The sequence below is a fragment of the Citrobacter enshiensis genome (assembly GCF_029338175.1).
GTDB lineage: Bacteria > Pseudomonadota > Gammaproteobacteria > Enterobacterales > Enterobacteriaceae > Citrobacter_D > Citrobacter_D enshiensis.
In genome coordinates, this window is sequence record NZ_CP119862.1 from 3,007,073 (window position 1) to 3,020,425 (window position 13,353).

Consider the following 13,353-nt stretch of genomic DNA (forward strand, 5'->3'; position numbering starts at 1 on the left):
GGCCTCACGCCGGGGGGTTTTAACCATTAAGACTGGATTACATCTCTGGTTGATTGCGGTGCTGTTCGAAATAGTTCCTTGCCTTATCGTCCGCTTCTTTAAATGCGGCAGGCGTTAAATTCTGCTTTGCGCTCTCCATAGAGGTCTGCGCATCAAAATTTCCATTGGCGACGGCCACCGCAGTCCAGATATAGGCTTGCGCATAGTCCTGCTTCACCCCTTTCCCTTCCAGGTACATGCTTCCCAGCAAACCCTGAGCCCCTGCATTTCCCTTCCTGGCGGCTTTATCAAACCACTCAAGGGCTTTTTTATCGTCCTGGGCGACGCCAAGTCCTTCTAAGTACATCTTCCCAAGCTCCGTCTGAGAGCCTGTATCTCCCTGCTCAGCGGCCTTGCTAAACCACTCCATCGCTTTCTTATTGTCCTGAGCGGTTCCCTCTCCCTTTAAGTACATTGAGCCGAGCATGCCCTGCGCCAGCATATCGCCCTGGGGAGCGGCCTGGTTAAACAACGTAAACGCTTTCTGGTAATTCTGAGCAACACCGACGCCCTCGCCAATGTAATACATAACACCCAGCATGCTCTGACCCAGTGCATCGCCGTGGCTGGCGGCTTGCGTCAACAGCTCACGCGCTTTTTTATGATCCATACCAACGCCATCACCCTCAAAGTACTTTCTGCCGAGTAAAGCCTGCGCCTTAGCATCTCCCTGCCCAGCCGCTTTACTCAATGCCTTGACGGTGTTGTAGCCCTCTAACAGCGCTTTATTGTTTTCAAGATAATGCTTCGCATCGGGATTTCCTCGTTCAACCGCCCGATGAAGCCACTCTATCGCAAGATAGTTTCCCCGTCCGGCCGCCTTACTAAGCCACTCAACCGCTTTCTTGTTTCCCTGTTCTGCTTCTTTGTTGAACCATTCAATGACCTTGCCGTCATACCACCGCGCCCCCTCACCATCGAAGTACATCAAGGCGAGGAAATAGCGCGCATCGGCATTTCCCTGTTCCGCAGCCTGGGTCAGCCATTCAACGGCTTTCTTGTCGTCCTGCTGTACGCCCTGACCTTCGCAGTACATGGTGCCAAGGTAGTACTGCGCATCGACTTTCCCCTGCCCGGCTGCTTTGCTAAACCACTCAGCCGCTTTCTTGTCATCCTTCTGCTCTCCCTTTCCCTCGTAATACATGAGCGCAAGAAGGTGCTGCGCATCCGCGTTTCCCTGCTCTGCAGATTTGATTAGCCACTCGCGCCCTTTACTGAGGTCCTGCGGCACCTCTTTTCCCTTTAAATAAACGGCCGCAAGAACGAACTGTGCCTCCGCATCACCCGCCTCTGCCCCTTGCTGTAAAACAGTCATAGGCTCCTTTTTCCACTCTTTTGCGTGTCCCTGCGATGCGCCTACGCCCCATAATAAGCCGATGAAAGTTAAGGCGAAGAGAGGTCGAATGTTCATATAACGTAATCCTTGTTAAGAAAAATGCACATAATGGAGATGGCACACTCACAATCCAACCTGTTTGGCCGACGGTTGTGATCTGTATCAGAACTATAAGTCGTCGACTTGATAAAACGCGGAAAAAATGCCCTTAAAATTCAGGGAATTCAACTGAAGCGTATGGCATTTATGCAGCGGACGCTGCCGCAGGGAATGCAAACAGTGGGGGGAATCCAGCACAGACCAGAGATACGGTTAGCCGAAACGCCCCCATTAATGAATGGTAACGGGCACTGCCTGTTGAAATAAGTTGGGCATTACGCCGGATTAGGTCCAAGTCGGGACAATAGCACTGCCGCACGAGCTGCGGTGTTCGGACCTGCCCCTTTTGCCTGCTCAGCGAAAGCAATAACTTGCGCTCGATGTGTCTTAAGTGCGGAAGCGTTGAACTCAGAAAGCACAACGACGGCATTGAAGATACCGTTCTCATTGGAGGGATGGCTTTTAGCAAAGGATATGATCGCATCAACCGCTCCAGGATCGTTCCGCCAACCTTGAATGATTTGCTGTGCAGCCGTTATACGGGTACTGGCATCTGATGCGAACAGATCCTGAAGTAGTGTCTCTATTCGCTGATCAATAGAGTTACGAGCGGCTTCCTGCACCGACTTATCCTTGTCTGTTTGTTCTATCGTGCGTGCCAACGCTGGGCCCTCTTCCGGGAGGGCAATTATCACCGCTTGAACGGCTAACTGACGTTCCTGTGGGTTCACACTGGTCAACGATTTCATAAGGGTATTAATGAGATTCGCCTGTGAAACACGCACACTCTCCCGAGCAAGCGCTCTATCGAGATCTGCGCGCTTTTCCTGGGATGCAATTTCTGCATCCTTGATTGCCTGACCGATGAAGTAACCGGCCAGAGCAATAGCAGCAGGGATAAGGATCGCCGCAAGCGATGTAATGCGGTCCCAAACATCCTTATCGGAAAAAGACACAGCATGTTTTCTGGGCTGAGATCGCGTCGTATGAGAAGTTGAAGAAACACGAGAAGAAGGAGCACTCATTCAAAACCTCCAGAAATTTATTCGCAACGCATCACGGATGGATCCAGAATGCACTCTCGGCAAATTGCTCACCATTCCACCCGTTGATTTTACCCGTACCAAAGCGAAAGTTATTCTCACCGGCTTGACTCTGCAGCGGCGCGACCAATTCAGTACAGGGCGCTTCAGCTGATACGCCATGCTATTCCGGTAGCCCCGGTTCATTGAGCGAATGCCCCCCGCGAGTTCAACTCTTCGCGTCACCTTGCCAGGTTTCCGTGGCATGTAGAGAGTCGATCCGATGTTAAACCCACAGAAAGGATCTGATGATGTTTCGTTACGTTCACCCACAGTCATTGCATAGCCGCGGATATAGATGATGGGGTATCTGTGCATAACAAACACTCTCTATTTGTATTACCTGATTGAAAATACAGGATAATTAGAAACAAGCCTGGCTAGCGTGCAAAGCACGCAATCATTTGCTGATGAAATGAGTATTTATTGCCAGTATTTTCAGTTTATTATTGCTATCAAATTGGCATACTAAATATTAACTTTCGTACTATTTTCATCTTAATAATCATGCAAAATAATGATGATAGCCTGTCTGCCGGATAACCAGGAAGGTACAGAAAATAAACTGACCACGCTCAGCAATCTGTTGTTCCTCGAAATGCTGCAGGACAGCCCGCACAGATAAAAGAACGGGACATCCGTTTTGCGTTTAATGAGCTTTTGCTGCTGCCACCTACGTAACTGACTTTTTCTGTACCACGGTGCAGCGCCCCGGCCAGATAATATTTTTCATTCTGCCCGGGAGTAATCACTCGTTTTTGATGCCCTCGCAGTTGCCAGTCCGCTCCGATTTTTGGATTGAGGTGGATATCCACTTCACCTTCATAAAATACCGGGTGCTCCACGTTGCATTCGTCCAACTCTTTATGGATTGCGGCCATCTTTCCATTAATTTCGTCTGTTACCATTTGTGCTGAAACACGTGGGTTAGTAGGCTTCTGGCACTGCGAGCTAAGTTGCAATGTGTTGAAAAAATGACTAACTAAGTTTAGTGATTTATTTATCCAGCGGATTGAGCGTAGCAGTCTGTGACCTCCTTTCCCGGTTCCGTGTTTTTTGACGGGATTCGCTTTCTCACAAAACCGATATTTTACTGCAGGCGCCAGCATAAGCATTGATAACATAACTAAAAACACAGCATTATAAAGGTGGCTTTCGTTCCCTTTAATAAATCTTTTAGTTCTGTTGGCGTATGCTGGCGCGACATCGTCTTCTCCTTATCCGATTAGAATAAAATCATTAATATTTATGCTGTTAGAGTTTACGTTTTCTAAAGTAATGACATCGCCATTAAGAGGATTGCCGATGGTAATGACGGTACTGCTACCGGATCCCCCAGCAATCGTGACGCTGCTGGCAAAATTCGCTACAGCAATTCCTAATGAACTCAGATCGAGGTAGTCCTGTCCGCCGCTGGGATTACTATCAAAACCGTTGGTAATACGGTCTCGCCCAAAGCCTGCGCTAAAGACGAAGGTGTCATTTCCGGAACCACCTGCCATGATATCAGCGCCCTGGCCCCCCTCGAGTCTATCGTTACCCGCTCCGCCTATCATGTTATCGTTACCGGTGCCGCCCTTCAGGTTATCGATACCGTCCCCCCCATCAAGGGAGTCATTTCCTGCCCCGCCGTTCAGTTGGTCGTTTCCTCCCATCCCATACAAAAAGTCATTACCGCTGCCACCGTTGATGGTGTTGGCAATGGCATTCCCTCTGCCAGTGAAAGCGCCTGTCCCGGCGAACACCAGTGTTTCAACGTTATTGGTCAACGTGTAATTTTGGAGGGTGGTCTGGACAACATCCGTCCCGCCATTAAGACCTTCCTTGACACTATCCATGGCATTATCAACCAGATAAACATCATCTCCGGCCCCCCCTGTCATGCTATCGGCACCCTGGCCACCCTCGAGTCTATCGTTACCCGCTCCGCCTATCATGTTATCGTTGCCAGCCCCGCCCTGAAGGTTATCGGCTCCGTCACCACCATCAAGGGAGTCATTTCCTGCCCCACCGTTCAGTTGGTCGTTTCCTCCCATCCCATACAAAAAGTCATTACCGCTGCCACCATTGATGGTGTTGGCAATGGCATTCCCTTTGCCGGTGAAAGAGCCCGTCCCGGTGAACACCAGTGTTTCAACGTTATTGCCCAACGTGTAATTGTTGAGGGTGGTCTGGACAACATCCGTCCCGCCATTAAGACCTTCTGTGACAACGTCGCCAATATTATCAACAATATAGGTATCATTGCCGAGACCGCCCACCATCACATCTGCGCCAGTGCCGCCGTTGAGCGTGTCGTTGCCGGCCCCACCGTTGAGCGTATCGTTGCCTCCCCCACCATTGAGGACGTCGTCGCCGAGCCCACCATTGAGGACGTCAATGCCGTTCCCACCATTGAGGACGAGGTTGCGGTGGGCAACGACCGGCGGATTATCGAGCTGACTCGTCCCGAAGATGTTCTCGGGAAGATTGGTCAGGCCCGTATTGCGTGCCACGATCCCGGCAAAGCCCTGCTCCTCGATGACCTCGTAGAGGTCCAGATGCTCCACGCGGTCGAGATAATACAGCCGGTCACCTTCCTGGATCCGGTCAAGTTGCTCGTGGATGATGACCCAGAAGGTCTGGCCAACCACACCGCCATTAATGTGCTTCTCGGCGAGTCCGCCAACGAACAGATCAACTCTGTCGATGCCTTTGACGGTGTTTCCGTTGACAAATTTATAGCCAGGATTCGCTGCCAGGAAGTCTGCAATTTGAGCATCTTCCAGCACGAGGTCTGGATAGGCCTGCTTGAATTGCTCAATGACTGTGTCGCTGAGATTGTTCCGTGCCTGGAAGTCCTCCCACGAACTGTAGGGTGTGAGATCGCCGGCAAAGCTGACCGCCTCCTTCACATACGGATCGCGAGAGGCCAGCAGGTCGGCCCGGATCTGGTTCATCGAACCCAGACCGACGTCCCACTCGCGGGCGACGTCGAAGGCGAACACGTCAGCACTGGTGCGAATGAGGTCATTTCGGACAGCATCGACGATATTGACGTCGACTTCTTCCGCTTGCTGGACAACACCACCGGCAATGATCCCAGAGACACCCAGTTGCTCATAGCCAGGCTTGGGAGAGTAAGGCAATTGCCCACTGGGGAGGATGAATGCACTCGTATCGTTGGTCGGGTTGAGGAACGCGTCGAACAGCGGTACCTGCGTTGCATTGCCCTGAGCGTCGAGCACCGTCAGCGTCTGCCCTATCAGCGAATGACCGAACCGGTAAGCTGCAGTCGCGAACTCGTGGGAGACTCGTGCATCCACTTCCGGATTGTACCCGGCGAAGCCGTGATCGCCCTCGCCTCTCATGCCACCAAGCAACTTGTCGGCAAAGTCGGTGTAAATAACGCGCTGATACTCAGCCTCGTTGATTATCTTGGCGGCCTGGAACAGTTCTTCAGCTGTTCCATCAAATCCGGCTTCGAGCAATCCGTTGACATGGAAGTTGTGATTCCGCTCCCAGATGTTGTGGATCGCAGTGAGTGCGATGTTCTCGTTCGCACGTCCATCACCCGCTACGTAGTGGTCGAGCAGGTTGATAAAGGGGTTGGTGTCGAGCAGCAGCGCAAAGCCACTTCCCATGAAATTAGAGGTCATGGCAGGAAGCATCGACTTGTTGATAACGCCATTGCTGTCGACCAGTCCGGCGAAGTACTCCCGGAAGGTCACGGTGTGGTCGCCCGGCAGCGAGCTGTCGGTGAACAGCGTGTTGTTGCTCCAGTGATGCAGGATCAGTTCGCTCAGCGTGGGCAGCAGCTTGAAATTCGGGTTTGATGGATCCACTCCGCCCTCTAACAGCTTGCCCGTAAATCCGCCCTGTCCGTCGCCTTCGCGCAGGAACTGGCCGACGAGTTCGTTCGAGCCATAAGTTTGGTTCTGGTCAGCGAATGGCGATGTCTTATTGAGATGCTGCGGGATGCCATTGGCATCAATGCTGTCAACGGTGCCGCGAGTCAGGTCCGCAGGATTTGGAACCGTGCCCGGAGCGCCAATCTGGATCGTTCCGTTACCTCCCTTACCAAGGAAATCCAGACCGTGATCGAAGTACTGACCGAAGGCCGTGAACAAGCTGTTCACGCCGGCGGCGTTGCCGGAAAGATTTGCTTCCTGTGCGCCAAGGATATTGCTGATGGCTCGCGGATCCAGCCCGGAGAACAGGGGATTGATGTCGCGGTTGTGAGTCGTCTCATTCCAGACGCCGTAGTGCGCGTCGGTGAGTCGTATGAACGGCTGATCGGCCGAACCATAGTCAAGGTGAACACGGTTATTGCCGGTACCTTCGAGATCGCGGATCCCGAGCGCATCGTTGTCTTCACCGCCTTCACGCCCGTTGACCAGATTCTTCAGGTTGGCGACATCACTGGCGTTGAGCGGGAAGGCTCCGTCGCCGCCGACATCATCATCGCCATCACCATCGTCATCGTCATCCGTCGACGTTTTCTTGCTCGCTAAGATAATGGGATCGGCAGGTTTCGACAGGGTGTTCATGCCGTCAGGCACTGTGCTCGTGTCCTGGGTCAGCGTAGAAGGCCTGGATTTCGACGCCAGCTCAACAACCTCCTGCGGCGATGGCGTGCCAAACACACCATCCAGACCGGTGCTGATGACCGGATCGGTACCTTTGTTCACTTCAACTGCGGGTAAGATGTTGGCGGTCTGGTTACTGATAACCGATCGCGGCGGATCTATAACCGACCATATCCCGGCATATCCCGTTTGAAACGCGTGATCAAACACGCGCAGGAAGGAATGGTCTGTGGCCCCAAACTTGTGCTGCCCTGTGACCAGGTGGTTAAAGCTACCATCGAAAGTACGAATACCGAATGGAAGCAGAGGGTTGGAGAGTAAATTAAAGTTGACACCCTCGACATACGCTTGTGCTATAGAGGTTTGCAGGAGGATAAATTTAGGGTCATGCTTATTAATATCGGCCATGTTCATTTCTCTCAAGAATGATTATGAAAGGGCACGAAAAGGCGAAGCCTGTACGCGGCACTCGGATTACGCGCCTGGAATTGCTAACTGAGCGAGTAGACAGAGCAGCTCCGAGCTCCGAGGGGGAAAACGATCTATATTCCCCCTTCACTTCACAAAATGACCCTACGATGGATATGCTCAGCTCCCACTGGAAAATCGCGACGACTTACTTTGCCAAAGTGATAATAGGCTTCAGACAAGCGATCCCCTGATATTTAATAAAGCCATAAAGTTAACAACCGTCAATAATATTAAATAGCGAAAATGAACCACCGGTAATTAACCGGTCAACGTTGCACTGATAGCCGCGCTTTAACTATCCAGCAATACAACGCGATAGGTGAAATTTTCCAGATGAATATTGAATAAATCATAAAGAAAAAATTAATTATTAATATAGCCATACTAAAATCAATAATATAAAAGTTTATAAAAAAAACCTGAAAATAATACGTTATTAGTACCGCTTCGTTGACATACCGAAACTAACTTATATTTACCTGCCATCAACATCATAAACGAGGTCATTATGTATGATGTGACCTGTCCCCAGAATTAGAGACTACCGTCAGTGAGTCATGTCGGTTTGTTTACCTTTAATTTTTCCGTTTCGCCAGCCTGCTGCAAACTCTGATGGCGTCGGATAATTCAGTTCTGAATGTGGACGATACTCGTTATAACCCTGCCGCCAGTCATTAATGTTTGGACTGACCCCACCTCAGTAGACATTTCCTATCCTCACGACGAGGCCCGTTCGAAGCACGTATCAAACTCCAAAGATGACTCTACTGTAAGCACAGTGTTCATCTTTGAGCTGGTGAACTTGAAAAGATGGTTAACTCTGGAATGACGATGACTTCGGCGGTACATGATACCCCCAAACCACAATAACCCTAATTTCAATAGGGTCTATGGCGGCTATTGCTTCCAGCAGGGACACTAAATGGTTAGGAGGCGTCAACTTATGGTAAAAATACCGAAAAAAAAGGGGTTACCTTTCGGTAACCCCTTCTCTGTATTTGGCGGAAGCGTAGAGATTCGAACTCTAGAACCCTTTCGAGTCGCCGGTTTTCAAGACCGGTGCCTTCAACCGCTCGGCCACGCTTCCAATGAGGCGCACTATAAACATCCCGAGCGGACCTGTAAAGCACCAAAACGTTCGTTTGCCTGAAAAACAGTCAAAATACTGTTAATAGCCTGAAATAACAACAAATTGAACATTTATTCAGCATAAAACCATCACTGTTTTTTGATGTACATATCTTTGCTGTAGTAATTTCCCAGACTGTCGGAGACAAATCCGCCTACCCACGGCTTCACCAGATGGGTGCGAACGTAGTGATAAACCGGAATTGCCGGTACATCCTGCCCCAGCATGTCTTCAGCCTGCTGATAATATTTACCTCGCTCCGCGACCGTTGCTGCTGTCGCGGCATGACGTAATGCCTCGTCATACGCCGGATTGCTGTACTTGCTCGTGTTCTCACTGTCGCCAGTACGGTATGTATTCAGGAAACTTGCCGCATCATCGTAATCCGCTATCCAGGCATAACGAACCGCATCGAAATTACCGGTATGCATGGTATCGAGCATCGTTTTCCATTCCTGGTTTTGTAATTTCGCTTCTACGCCGAGGTTCTTCTTCCACATCGAACTCGCCGCAATGGCAATGCGCTGATGCGTTTCCGAGGTGTTATAGAGCAAATTGAACGAAAGTGGATGATCCGGACCAAATCCCGCGTCGGCTAACAGTTTTTTCGCCTCTGCGATGCGTTTGTCCCGTGGCCAGGAGGCATAGTCAGGCGCACGCAGCGTCACACCGCCAATATCCGGCTGGCTGATGACCCAGGCTTCGCGTTGCCCCTGCCCCATGACTTTCTGCGCGATAATGTCTTTATCCAGCGCCATATTCAGCGCGCGGCGAACACGCGGGTCATTGAACGGCGCGCGGGTAGTATTGAACTGATAATAATAGGTAGACAGCTGTGGTGCGACGCGTAGCTCATCGCCCATTGTTTTTTTCAGTTGCGCGAACTGATTCACCGGCACGGTATAGACAATATCTATCTCTCCCGCTTTGTAGCGGTTAACGTCCGCCGCCTCAGAGCTGATAGGCAGCCAGGTGACTTTATTGATAACCGTATGTTGGTCATCCCAGTAATGAGGGTTGCGCACCGTCACAATCCGTTCGTTCACCACCCATTGCGAGAGCGTGTATGCTCCGCTGCTGACGAAATGTTCGGGTTTTGTCCATTTGTCGCCAAAACGGCCTATCAGGACTTTATCCAGCGGCACCAGCGATGGATGGGCCAGCATCGCGAGAAAGGCGGCGGTTGGCTGCGTGAGTGTGATTTCCAGCGTGCTGTCGTTGACGGCTTTGACCCCCAACGTATCAGGCGCTTTGTTGCCTTGCGCAATCTCGGCGGCGTTCAGAACATGCATATTCCCCAGATAGGTCGCATACGGAGAGGCCGTTTTGGGCGAAACTAAACGCTGCCAGCTCCAGACGATATCCTGCGCCGTGATAGCCGAGCCATCAGACCAGGTGATCCCGGGGCGTAAATGGAACGTCCAGACCGTATTGGCTTTATTTTCCCATGACAGGGCAAGTCGCGGTTCAATCGCCCCTTGCGGGGTGACGGCGACCAGTCCATCGAACATATCGCTGATTAAACTAAGCTCGACATTGCTTTCAACTTTATGCGGGTCCAGCGATGCCGGTTCGCTACCGTTGTTTCTGACCAGCTCCTGTTTTTCTGCCAATACCGTTCCGGCCGGAACATTCGCTGCCCATGCCGCACTGGTTATCGACATCAGACTGACGGCCAACAGCGTAAACGTAAACACCCTCGGGTTGAGTTGAGTCATTCCCTTTACCTTATTGATCTGTTGATGAGGACATCACCACTCATAATGGGCGTCATGTAATAAAGCAATAATTTTCAGTTACCTATACGACACCGATCTCCCTGCGGCGTATAATTGGTGTGTTAAACTGGTTTACCTGATTTTTCTGAAATAAAATGCTTATCCCGTTAGAGATCAACTGCGTAAAGATGGGTAAAACCGCTGTGTCATTGCCAGCGATTTCTTTATCCTCCGTCATTAATTACATCTGTCATAAGAGAGTGACTCATGGATCGTATAATTACTTCTTCGCGCGACCGTACATCGCTACTCAGCACTCACAAAGTGCTGAGAAATACCTATTTTCTGCTGAGCCTGACGCTGGCGTTTTCAGCGATCACCGCCACGGCAAGCACCGTATTAATGCTGCCGTCTCCGGGTCTGATCCTGACGCTGGTGGGTATGTATGGCCTGATGTTCCTGACCTATAAAACAGCGAACAAACCGACCGGTATCCTCGCCGCTTTCGCATTTACCGGCTTCCTGGGCTACATTCTCGGCCCGATGCTGAATGCCTATCTGTCCGCAGGTATGGGTGATGTGATCGCGATGGCGTTGGGTGGAACTGCGCTGGTCTTTTTCTGCTGCTCCGCCTACGTTCTGACAACGCGTAAAGACATGTCTTTCCTCGGCGGTATGCTGATGGCGGGTGTCGTTGTCGTACTGATTGGTATGGTGGCGAACATCTTCCTGCAACTGCCAGCGCTGCATCTTGCCATTAGCGCGGTATTTATCCTGATCTCTTCCGGTGCCATCCTGTTTGAGACCAGCAACATTATCCGTGGCGGTGAGACTAACTACATCCGTGCGACGGTTAGCCTGTACGTTTCGCTCTACAACATCTTTGTCAGCCTGTTGAGTATTCTGGGTTTCGCCAGCCGCGACTAAGAGACAAAATGTGTCATCCAGCCCCGCTTATGCGGGGCTTTGTTTTTTGGTAAACTGGCAACAGTTTGACTAACGCTGTGAAGAATTATGTTGATCTTTGAAGGGAAAGAAATCGATACCGATAGCGAAGGCTATCTGAAAGAGACGACGCAATGGAGCGAGCCTCTGGCAGTTGTTATTGCGCAAAACGAAGGCATAACCCTCTCGGCGGAACACTGGGAGGTAGTTCGCTTTGTCCGTGATTTTTACCTGGAATTTAATACGTCGCCCGCGATCCGTATGCTGGTAAAAGCCATGGCGAATAAATTTGGCGAAGAGAAAGGCAACAGTCGCTATCTGTACCGCCTGTTCCCGAAAGGTCCGGCTAAACAGGCCACAAAAATTGCAGGCCTGCCCAAGCCAGTGAAGTGTATCTAATAGCGAATATTAAAGCCCTTTAACTCGGCGCCAGGGCGATGCGGTTCACTGAGAACCCGGTCAACTCTGGCGCTCCTTGGCCCCCCATCCTTCAGCCACTTAAGCAGTTTTTCAACGAGCTCAGCTTCGCCGCAGGCCACGACTTCTACACTGCCGTCATCGAGATTTTTCGCGTAGCCGGTTAATCCCAGTCGTTGCGCTTCATGCTGCGTGCTAAAGCGAAAGCCAACACCCTGAACGCGACCGTGCACCCAGGCGATTATGCAGATTTTTGACATTGCTGTTCTCCTTATCATCGCGGGGCGCGTTGCAAATCCTCGCAAAACTCAGGACAATGGCGCCCATTTCTTTGATTCGACAGAATAGTAAATTATGAGTGTACGTTTAGTGTTAGCCAAAGGGCGCGAAAAATCTTTACTTCGCCGCCATCCGTGGGTCTTTTCCGGTGCGGTAGCTCGCATGGAAGGTAAAGCCAGCCTCGGTGAAACCATTGATATTGTTGACCATCAGGGAAAATGGTTAGCACGCGGCGCGTATTCGCCTGCGTCGCAGATTCGTGCACGCGTCTGGACGTTCGATAAAACGGAATCCATCGACATCGCCTTCTTCACCCGTCGCCTGCAGCAGGCGCAGCAATGGCGCGAGTGGCTGGCGAAGAAAGACGGGCTGGACAGCTATCGGCTGATTGCCGGTGAGTCTGATGGGCTGCCAGGCGTAACCATCGACCGTTTCGGCAACTTCCTTGTGCTGCAGCTGTTGAGCGCGGGAGCAGAATATCAGCGCGCCGCCTTGATCAGCGCACTGCAGACACTGTATCCCGAATGCGCCATTTATGACCGCAGCGATGTTGCGGTGCGTAAAAAAGAAGGCATGGAGTTAACCCAGGGACCCGTTACGGGCGAGTTGCCTCCTGCCCTGCTGCCTATTGAAGAACACGGTATGAAGCTGCTGGTGGATATTCAGGGCGGACATAAAACCGGTTACTACCTTGATCAACGCGACAGCCGCCTGGCGACCCGTCGCTACGTAGAAAACCAACGCGTTCTGAACTGCTTCTCCTATACCGGGGGGTTCGCGGTATCGGCGTTGATGGGCGGATGTCGCCAGGTCGTGAGTGTCGACACCTCTCAGGACGCGCTGGACATTGCGAAGCAAAACGTTGAACTGAACAAGCTGGACCTGAGCAAGGCCGAGTTTGTGCGTGATGATGTTTTCAAACTGCTGCGCACCTACCGCGATCGTGGCGAGAAATTTGACGTGATCGTGATGGATCCGCCGAAATTTGTCGAAAATAAAAGTCAGTTGATGGGAGCATGCCGCGGCTATAAAGACATCAATATGCTGGCAATCCAGTTGCTGAACCCTGGCGGCGTATTGCTGACATTCTCCTGTTCCGGGCTGATGACAACCGATTTATTTCAGAAAATCATCGCCGATGCCGCAATAGATGCTGGTCGTGATATACAATTTATAGAGCAGTTCCGTCAGGCTGCCGATCATCCGGTGATCGCTACCTACCCGGAAGGGCTGTATCTGAAAGGGTTTGCCTGTCGCGTCATGTAACTTG

General features: G+C 51.2%; 8 protein-coding genes, 1 tRNA gene and 2 pseudogenes. 3 read left to right on the top strand and 8 right to left on the bottom strand.

Annotated features, from left to right (window positions below; genetic code table 11):
- Window positions 1–37 precede the first annotated feature (37 nt).
- The 7 genes and pseudogenes from P2W74_RS14615 to P2W74_RS14645 form a co-directional block, all read right to left on the bottom strand.
- Window positions 38–1,450 (bottom strand): tetratricopeptide repeat protein, encoded by a 1,413-nt coding sequence (locus tag P2W74_RS14615; protein ID WP_276292173.1) that lies wholly within the window; start codon window positions 1,448–1,450, stop codon window positions 38–40.
- A 299-nt stretch (window positions 1,451–1,749) separates the two neighbouring features.
- Complete coding sequence (locus P2W74_RS14620) at window positions 1,750–2,499, bottom strand: hypothetical protein (RefSeq protein ID WP_276292174.1); 750 nt, start codon at window positions 2,497–2,499, stop codon at window positions 1,750–1,752.
- 710 nt (window positions 2,500–3,209) lie between these two features.
- Window positions 3,210–3,440: pseudogene (locus P2W74_RS14625) on the bottom strand (IS630 family transposase); the annotation flags it as partial.
- 333 nt (window positions 3,441–3,773) lie between these two features.
- Window positions 3,774–7,532: a peroxidase family protein gene (locus P2W74_RS14630; RefSeq protein ID WP_276292175.1), complete on the bottom strand. Its 3,759-nt coding sequence runs from the start codon at window positions 7,530–7,532 to the stop codon at window positions 3,774–3,776.
- Window positions 7,533–8,142: 610 nt separating this feature from the next.
- Window positions 8,143–8,274 (bottom strand): annotated as a pseudogene (locus tag P2W74_RS14635) (IS3 family transposase); the annotation flags it as partial.
- A 320-nt stretch (window positions 8,275–8,594) separates the two neighbouring features.
- A tRNA-Ser gene (locus tag P2W74_RS14640) sits at window positions 8,595–8,682 on the bottom strand.
- Window positions 8,683–8,813: 131 nt separating this feature from the next.
- A complete protein-coding gene (locus tag P2W74_RS14645; RefSeq protein ID WP_276292176.1) occupies window positions 8,814–10,442 on the bottom strand; it encodes an ABC transporter substrate-binding protein in 1,629 nt (542 codons plus the stop codon).
- 267 nt (window positions 10,443–10,709) lie between these two features.
- On the opposite strand from P2W74_RS14645, the gene yccA reads away from it, so the two are divergent.
- A complete protein-coding gene (yccA, locus tag P2W74_RS14650) occupies window positions 10,710–11,369 on the top strand; it encodes an FtsH protease modulator YccA (protein ID WP_162383894.1) in 660 nt (219 codons plus the stop codon).
- Between the two features lie 87 nt (window positions 11,370–11,456).
- Window positions 11,457–11,786: a sulfurtransferase TusE gene (gene tusE / locus P2W74_RS14655; protein WP_276292177.1), complete on the top strand. Its 330-nt coding sequence runs from the start codon at window positions 11,457–11,459 to the stop codon at window positions 11,784–11,786.
- Here the strand turns inward: tusE and yccX are convergent.
- Entirely contained in the window at window positions 11,783–12,064 is a 282-nt protein-coding gene (gene yccX / locus P2W74_RS14660; protein WP_276292178.1) for an acylphosphatase, read from the bottom strand. The two genes, tusE and yccX, sit on opposite strands and share 4 nt — an antisense overlap.
- A 94-nt stretch (window positions 12,065–12,158) precedes the next feature.
- Here yccX and rlmI point away from each other — a divergent pair, with 94 nt between their 5' ends.
- Window positions 12,159–13,349, top strand: coding sequence for a 23S rRNA (cytosine(1962)-C(5))-methyltransferase RlmI (gene rlmI / locus P2W74_RS14665; protein ID WP_276292179.1), 1,191 nt, complete (start codon window positions 12,159–12,161; stop codon window positions 13,347–13,349).
- The last annotated feature ends 4 nt before the right edge of the window (window positions 13,350–13,353 follow it).

Bases quoted from the DNA above. Each gene is read 5' to 3' on its own strand.
- P2W74_RS14615 (WP_276292173.1), bottom strand. From the start codon at position 1,450: ATGAACATTCGACCTCTCTTCGCCTTAACTTTCATCGGCTTATTATGG.
- P2W74_RS14620 (WP_276292174.1), bottom strand. From the start codon at position 2,499: ATGAGTGCTCCTTCTTCTCGTGTTTCTTCAACTTCTCATACGACGCGA.
- P2W74_RS14630 (WP_276292175.1), bottom strand. From the start codon at position 7,532: ATGGCCGATATTAATAAGCATGACCCTAAATTTATCCTCCTGCAAACC.
- P2W74_RS14645 (WP_276292176.1), bottom strand. From the start codon at position 10,442: ATGACTCAACTCAACCCGAGGGTGTTTACGTTTACGCTGTTGGCCGTC.
- yccA (WP_162383894.1), top strand. From the start codon at position 10,710: ATGGATCGTATAATTACTTCTTCGCGCGACCGTACATCGCTACTCAGC.
- tusE (WP_276292177.1), top strand. From the start codon at position 11,457: ATGTTGATCTTTGAAGGGAAAGAAATCGATACCGATAGCGAAGGCTAT.
- yccX (WP_276292178.1), bottom strand. From the start codon at position 12,064: ATGTCAAAAATCTGCATAATCGCCTGGGTGCACGGTCGCGTTCAGGGT.
- rlmI (WP_276292179.1), top strand. From the start codon at position 12,159: ATGAGTGTACGTTTAGTGTTAGCCAAAGGGCGCGAAAAATCTTTACTT.